The organism is Nocardia sp. NPDC004260 (assembly GCF_053603155.1).
The window spans coordinates 1-7,568 of the sequence record NZ_JBSGEZ010000144.1; the positions used below are offsets into that span (position 1 = coordinate 1).

Genomic DNA, 7,568 nt, shown 5'->3' on the forward strand with positions numbered 1-7,568 from the left:
GGGCACCTGTCGAACATGGCGATGTCCCGGATGGTTCTGCAGGAGGTCCTGCACGCACGCGCTGAGGCCGTCGTCCACGAAATCGGGTACTGACCGGGTACAGCGAACATCGAACTTGCCCTCGGACTCGGGGTGACGTTGAAAACATATCAGGTCCGGCAAATGAAGCTGATTTGACGGAGGCCGGAAGGCTGTTGAAGATGGCCGTTCTGCCGCTGATTCAAATTGCGTTTCCATGACGGAGGAGTTGACTCAAGGATTGCGCGCTTTCGTAACCAGCCAATTGGCCCACATGCTAGATCGACACGTACAGAACGGTCGAAAGGCAGCCGTTATGAATCTCTGGAGTTGATAATGACTTCGAAAATTACTCGATACCGCCGCATATTCGGAGAAGGCGTCGAACTGGACAACCGTATCGCTGAAAAATTGACGCTCGCAGATTGGGAAGCGGTGCAGGTGATCGAGAGACAGATGTGGTGATAGAACAGACGCTGCGGAATTCGGCCGATGCCATGTCGGTAGAGGTCGAAAAAGATCTGCATCGGGTTGAAGTGGTGCTGTCCGAATTCATGGCCGGCAAGGAGAGTCGTGCGGTGACACCGCAGATTCCGTTGTTCGTCGATTGGCTGCGGGATTTTCTCGTGGGTGGCAAGCGGCTGCGTCCCCTGTTGTGCTTGTGGGGATGGCGGGCCGCCGGGGCGGCTGGGGATGTTGAGGTGGTGGCGCGGGTGGCAGCGTCGCTGGAGTTGTTCCATGCTTTCGCGTTGATCCAAGATGATGTCATGGATGGTAGCGCCACCCGGCGCGGCAGACCCGCAGCGCACATGCGTATCGCTGCCGACCATGCCGACCATCGCGCGGCGGCGCGGTTCGGCGCCAATACTGCGACCCTGCTCGGTGATCTCGCTTTGGGATGGTCGTATGACCTCGTGCACCAAGCCGGATTGACGGCTGCGCAGGGTGCGCGAGTGTGGCCGTTGCTGGACGACATGCGAATGGAGACGGTGAGCGGGCAGTATCTCGACCTGTTGTCCGAAGGTGTTGCGGATGTCGATCTGGGCACCGTGGTGGCGATCTGCCGATACAAGACCGCGAAGTACACGATGGAGCGCCCGCTGCAGCTGGGGGCCGTTCTGTCCGGTGCCGACGATGATCTACTGGCCGCTTGTACCGCCTATGCGTTGCCACTGGGGGAGGCGTTCCAGTTACGTGACGATCTTCTGGGTCTCTATGGGGATCCGGCCGTCACCGGGAAATCTCGCCTCGACGATCTACGTGAAGGGAAATGCACCGTTCCGTTGGTGCTGGCGTGTGAGCGTGCTGATACCCGCCAACGTCGACGGCTGGCCGCAGCGATCGGCAACCCAGCAGTGACCGATGCCCACGTCGAGGAGATCCGAGACATTCTTACCGCCACCGGCGCTCGCGCCGAGGTCGAGCGAATGATCCGCCATCGTTGCCTACAGGCGCTGAGTGTGCTGGAGAGCGATGTTTTCCCTGATTCGGCCACCGCCATGCTGCGCCGCCTCGCTGAGGCTGCTGCCGACCGCGACCGGTGAGGAGCTGCTGGTGACTGGTGACGACCCCGTTGGCGCACCGTCGGTTCTTCTCATGCGATATATGCCGATCCTATGGAGCGTGTGTCTGTCGCCGCGGTTGTCACTATTGAGCCGAGACCTCCACGGGGGGATTTTGATGATCCGACCCCGCCGCCTTTCCTTGAGCTCTCCGGTTGGTGGAGGTATCTCGTGAACCGTTCGGAAGAACTGTGTGAGGTCCGCAGTATGAAGCAGCCAGCGTTGACAGAAACCCGAGTGCTGTTGGCGTCGCCGCGGTCGTACTGTGCAGGTTGGGAGCGGGCGATCGAAATCGTCGAACATGCTCTGCAGAGCTGCGGCCAGGTGTATGTGCGCAAGCAGATCGTGCAAAACCGGCATGTGGTCGACAAGCTCACCGCCGCCGGTGCGGTCTTCGTCGACGAGGTGGCAGAAATCCCCGATCCGCCTCCCGAGGGCGCGGTTGTCGTGTTCTCCGCGCGCGAGGTGTCACCGGCGGTGCGGGCCGACGCGACTCGGCGCGGCCGCGCGGTAATCGACGCCACCTGCCCACTCGTGCGGAAGCTTCACACCGAAGCCGAACGCCTCGCCGCTCGGGGCGACAGGATTGTTCTGATGGGGCATGCCGGCCACGAAGAAGCCGAAGGCACTCTTGGGGTGGCGCCGGAGGCCACCGTGCTGGTGCAGTCGGCCGACGAGGTCGCCGAACTCGACATACCGGCCGATGCGCAGGCGTCGGATCTGACGCAAACCACATTGGCGGTGGACGAAACCACAGTCGCGATCGACGCACTTCGGGCACGGTTTGCCGGCCTGCGCGAGCCGCCGTCCTCGGACATCTGCTACGCCACCACCAACCGGCAGCGCGCCGTGCGCGCTGTCATCGACGAGGCCGATGTTCTGCTTGTCATCGGCTCCGCCAACAGCTCCAACTCCCTGCGCCTGGTCGAGCTGGCCAACAACTGCAGTACACCTGCCTATCTCATCGACGGTGGCGCCGACCTCGATCCGGCCTGGCTCGAGCACGCCCAGACTGTCGGAGTGACCGCAGGAGCATCGACACCACCTGAGCCGGTCGACCAGGTGGTCCATGCCCTGCGCATACGCGGCCCGGTAGGGGTGTTCGAACGCGAAACCATCGAAGAAACAATGCGTTTTGCCCTGCCCAAGGACCCGCCCCCGCTGCAGGGAGCTCCATGAGCACAACAGCACGTCCCACCCCGACGCCTGCCCCAGAGAGTGACACCGGTCTGCTGGCCTCGATCTCAGGACCCGCCGACCTTGCCGCCCTCGATGCCGACCAGCTCCCCGCGCTGGCTCAGGAACTCCGCACATGCCTTATCCAGACGGTGGCCCGGACGGGCGGGCACCTCGGTGCGTCGTTGGGCACCGTCGAGTTGATCATCTCGCTGCACGAAGTCTTTCGCTCGCCCGATGATGTCCTGCTTTTCGATACCGGCCACTCGGCGTACGCACACAAGCTGCTCACCGGACGGGCCGCCGGCTTCCACACCCTGCGCAGCTCAGGCGGGCTATCGGGGTATCCCAGCCGCGCCGAATCCCCTCATGACCGGCTCGAGCATTCTCATGCCTCAGTCAGCATCTCGTGGGGATGCGGCATCGCCACCGTACTGGACCGGTCAAACGGCACCCGCGTGGTCGCTGTTATCGGCGACGGCGCGCTCACCGGAGGCGTCGCATGGGAGGGACTACTCAATCTCGGCTATACCAATCGGCACGTGGTGATCGTGATCAACGACAACGGCCGCTCCTACGACCCGACCACCGGTGCACTGGCAATACATTTGGCGCAGTTACGCCGCGGTGAAGGAGGAGCCGGAAATGTGTTCACGGCATTGGGGTTCGATTACATCGGACCGGTCGACGGACACGACATTGCAGCCACTACCGAAGCATTGCGGCGCGCGGCCGCATTGGGCACACCGGTCGTGGTCCATGCCGTCACCGACAAGGGCCGAGGCTATCCGCCTGCTGCGGCGGACGACGAAGACCGGATGCACGCAGTCGGTGTGATAGATCCCGCTACGGGGCGACCGGCGGTCCCGCCACAGTCGACATGGACTGATGTGTTCGGCGCGGAACTGGTGGCGATCGCCGACCGCCGTGACGATATCGACGCGCTGACTGCGGCGATGCGACTCCCAACGGGCCTGGGGCCGATGTCTCGTGCGCATCCTGACCGCGTTCATGACTTCGGGATCGCCGAGCAGCACGTGGTCGCGGCGGCCGCTGGGATGGCCAGCGTCGGTCGGCACCCGGTGGTCGCTATGTATTCCACGTTCCTGACCCGCGCGTTCGATCATGTGAATCTCGACATCGGCTTGCACAAGGCGCCGGTCACGCTGGTGCTGGACCGGGCCGGGATCACCGGACCCGACGGACCGAGTCATCACGGTTTGTGGGACATGGCGCTGCTGTCCTGTGTTCCCGGAATGCAGATCGCGGCTCCGCGCGATCCTGCACGCCTGCGCGAGCTGCTGCGTGAGGCGGTCGACATCGCCGCACCGACGGCTCTGCGCTTCCCGAAAGCCACAGTCGGTTCGAACATTTCAGCCGTCGCGCGGATGGATGGCATGGACGTCTTGTACCGAAGCCCGCATCTGCCTTTGGACGTGCTGATCGTCTCTGTGGGCGCATTGGCCGACCAATGCCTCAGCGCCGCCACCATCCTCGAAACACGCGGCTGCGGATCGACAGTCATCGATCCACGTTGGGTCTGGCCCCTCAACCCGGCGTTGTTCGGGTTCATCACACGCCACCGCGTCACGCTGAGCGTCGAAGACGGCATCGCCACCGGCGGGATCGGCTCCCACCTGGTACACGCGGTCACCGAGCGGTCTCCCCGCTCGGCTGCCATCCGAGCACTCGGCGTGCCGACCGAGTACGCGACCCACGCGACGCGCGCCGAACTGCTGGCGCACTACGGTCTGACCGCCGCAGGCATCGCAGAGGACTGCCGACTGCTACTGGAGGCACTACGCGACCACACCACCTCCACTACGCCGACCACCACCCTGCGGAGTCAGCGATGAGCACCCCTCCCACCAGAACACTGGTTGATCTTCCCCGCCCCACGCCGACGCTGCGGCTGGCGGTAAGACCCGCCAGCTGATGGTGATCAATATTCGAAACGTCCACCATATCCAGAGGAGTGTTCTTGTCCCGTCGAACTGCGCCTGCCCCGGGCCCGTCCCCACTCACCGTTGATTCCATACCCCTGGCGCGTGGGTCCGTACCCGTTCTGGGCCACGCCATACCATTGCTGCGCAACCCGTTACGTTTCGTGTCGACGCTGCCCGAGCTCGGCCCCTTGGCGCGGATACACCTGGGTCCGCACACCGCCGTGATGGTGTGTGACCCCCAACTCACCCGCCAGGTCATGCTCGACGACCGTACCTTCGACAAAGGTGGCCCCCTTTACGAGCAGGCCCGCCAGGCTTCCAGTAACAGCCTGGCCACCTGTCCGCACAGGCACCACCGGCGCCAGCGCCGACTCTGCCAACCTTCTTTCCACCCCCAGCGCATCCCCGGATACGCACCGCAGATCAGCGCGGTCGCCCAAGAGCTGTCTCAATCATGGCATAACGGACAAGTGATAGATGTCAACGCCGAGATGACCACCCTTGTCATGCGCATGACTATGGAAACCATGTTCTCTCTACCCGCTGAAGCCAAGCAGGCGCTCCTGGACGATCTGGCGACCTTCTCGGGAGGGGTGTTGGCCAGGATGATGACGCCACCTCTTCTCCACCGGTTACCGACCCCGAGCAACCGCCGCTACCAGCGGGCGGCCGACCGCCTTCGGCACTCCCTGGGTGCCATGATCGCCACCCGGCGCGTCGACCCCGCCGACCAGCTCGACCTCCTGTCCTCACTGCTCACCGCCGTCGATCCCGACAGCCCTGATCAAGCCCGTGCGTTCGACGACAGTGAGGTGATCGACCAGGTCGTGACCTTTTTCATCGCCGGCATCGAAACCGTCGCCGGTACCCTAGCCTGGGCCCTTGAGTTCATAGCACGCCACCCGGACATCGGCGCCCGTGTCCACGCCGAGGTCGACACCGTCCTGGCCGGCCGACCACCCACCCCCGCCCATCTGCCCGCGCTGCGGACCACCCGGCACGTCATCAGCGAGACGCTGCGGCTCTACCCCCCGGCATGGTTGCTGACCAGGGGAGTTGCCCACGACACCGACCTCGGTGGTCACCATCTGCCGGCCGGTACCATCGTCACGCTAAGCCCCTACCTCCTGCACCGTCGCCCCGATCTCTACCCCGATCCCGACCGTTTCCTCCCCGACCGCTGGCACGACATCAAACCCGACCACACCACGTACGTCCCTTTCGGTGCCGGTGCCCGCAAATGCATCGGTGACCAATTAGCGCTCACCGAGGCGACCCTCACCCTCGCGACTATCGCCGCGCAGTGGCAACTGACCCCGCTCGCCGATCAGCCGCCGCAGCCCGCAATAGGCATCGCAATCAGACCCCGCAAGGTTTACCTGCGCGCCCTCACCCGCAACCCGCACGGCATAGGGGCTGCCGACTGACAGGGTTCGGGTAGGAGGACGCGCCGCAACGATATTTGAATTCTGCCGAACAACGCTTGCCAACGGTTCCGCTCGCTCCAGCAAATGAAAGGCTTTCCCGGATCATGATCGATTGGGTATCAGGTCAGCACAACGAGTTACAGATCGATCTACCTCCCATCTACTGTCCCGTCCTTCCTGCGATCCATCCCGCGACGAGTGCGGTCGATGCCCAGACACGAACCTGGACGAAACAATTCGGGCTGCTGGACGATCGAGCTGATCGGAAAAAGGCTGCCAGAGAGCGGGCAGCTGTCGAAGTCTCCGCGCTGGGCTGTGGCCTGACCTTGCCGCTGGCGCCGATCGAGGTCGTTCAACTGGCCACCGACTTCACCGTCTACGCGCTGCTGCTCGACGACCTGATCGCGGAAGCCACAGGCCGCGGTGACCGACTTGCACACCTGGCGAGCTATATCCAACGAGTCAGCTTTACATTCCTTGTTCCCGATGCAGGTTTGCTGGATGAATCATCGCCGTATGATGCAGCATGCATCGAACTGGCCCATAGGCTCCACGCGATCGGTTCCCCGCACCACGCCGCGCTGTTCTCCGACAGTGTACGAGAATGGCTGGGGAGCATGCTCTGGGAAGAAACATCAGCAGCCGAAAAGAGCATCCCTTCGGTTAACACCTATCTCGTCAGACGTATCGGCTGTCTCGGTGCCCGAGTTGTAACGGCATTGATCTCCCTGGGAGCAAATCCCTCTGCTCGCGTCGACAACATGGACACCACGATCGGCCGAGCGTTGAGCCAGGCAATCAACGTAATCCACGCCCTGGACAACGATCTGGGTTCCTTTGGCAAAGAAATGAGTGAGGAATTCTCGGCCGCACGAAACCTTATTCTCCTACTCGGCCACGACCGTCCTCTACAACAGGCGGTGGCCGAGACGGTCTGCTTACGCAACCGGGTGATGTGCCTGTTCGAAGATCTCAGTGCGCAAGCACTGCCGACTGCATGCCCTGACCTGCAGGCCTGGCTCGATCACCTGGCACACTCTGCACCTGCCGTAATCGAATACCAGTGGCTCGCGACCTCTCGATATCCGCAGCCTGACGGCTTGGTAGTGCCGAAACCTGCCTACACCGATCGGCGTCCCATTTTTCGGGAAACGGCAACGCAACACCTCGCCTCGCTTCCAGCTATCCGATGGTGGTGGGACCAACTCACCATATCGTCCTGATGAGGCTTATCCAGGGATCGTGTGTCGCGACTGGCAGGGGCTCGTCGGCCCTCCTGAAGCTGTCCGGCCGAACGACGCCCGTTCTTGGCCACGCTGGGGCGACGGTTGACCGGGCAAACTTTGAACCGTCCTGGATCCGGTGGAGACCCGAGTTCAGGCCACCTCGGCCGAGATGGTCTGTTGATGGTAGATGTGTTCGTATTCGACCGGTGGCCG

6 protein-coding genes are annotated in these 7,568 nt (G+C 63.2%); all 6 read left to right on the forward strand.

Translation table 11 applies throughout. The annotated features are described in order from the left end of the window. Window positions 1-354 precede the first annotated feature (354 nt). Window positions 355-483, forward strand: coding sequence for a hypothetical protein (locus ACWEO7_RS37270; protein WP_452430288.1), 129 nt, complete (start codon window positions 355-357; stop codon window positions 481-483). Next, the gene (locus ACWEO7_RS37275) at window positions 477-1,562 is read left to right on the forward strand and encodes a polyprenyl synthetase family protein (RefSeq protein WP_452430290.1); all 1,086 of its coding nucleotides are present in this window, start codon (window positions 477-479) and stop codon (window positions 1,560-1,562) included. Before ACWEO7_RS37270 ends, ACWEO7_RS37275 begins: the two co-directional genes overlap by 7 nt. Window positions 1,563-1,787: 225 nt before the next feature. Next, window positions 1,788-2,759 (forward strand): 4-hydroxy-3-methylbut-2-enyl diphosphate reductase, encoded by a 972-nt coding sequence (ispH, locus tag ACWEO7_RS37280; protein WP_452430292.1) that lies wholly within the window; start codon window positions 1,788-1,790, stop codon window positions 2,757-2,759. Continuing rightward, window positions 2,756-4,612 (forward strand): 1-deoxy-D-xylulose-5-phosphate synthase, encoded by a 1,857-nt coding sequence (locus ACWEO7_RS37285; protein WP_452430294.1) that lies wholly within the window; start codon window positions 2,756-2,758, stop codon window positions 4,610-4,612. Before ispH ends, ACWEO7_RS37285 begins: the two co-directional genes overlap by 4 nt. A gap of 119 nt (window positions 4,613-4,731) precedes the next feature. After that, window positions 4,732-6,129, forward strand: coding sequence for a cytochrome P450 (locus ACWEO7_RS37290; protein ID WP_452430295.1), 1,398 nt, complete (start codon window positions 4,732-4,734; stop codon window positions 6,127-6,129). A gap of 104 nt (window positions 6,130-6,233) precedes the next feature. Continuing rightward, entirely contained in the window at window positions 6,234-7,352 is a 1,119-nt protein-coding gene (locus tag ACWEO7_RS37295; protein WP_452430297.1) for a terpene synthase family protein, read from the forward strand. Window positions 7,353-7,568 lie beyond the last annotated feature (216 nt).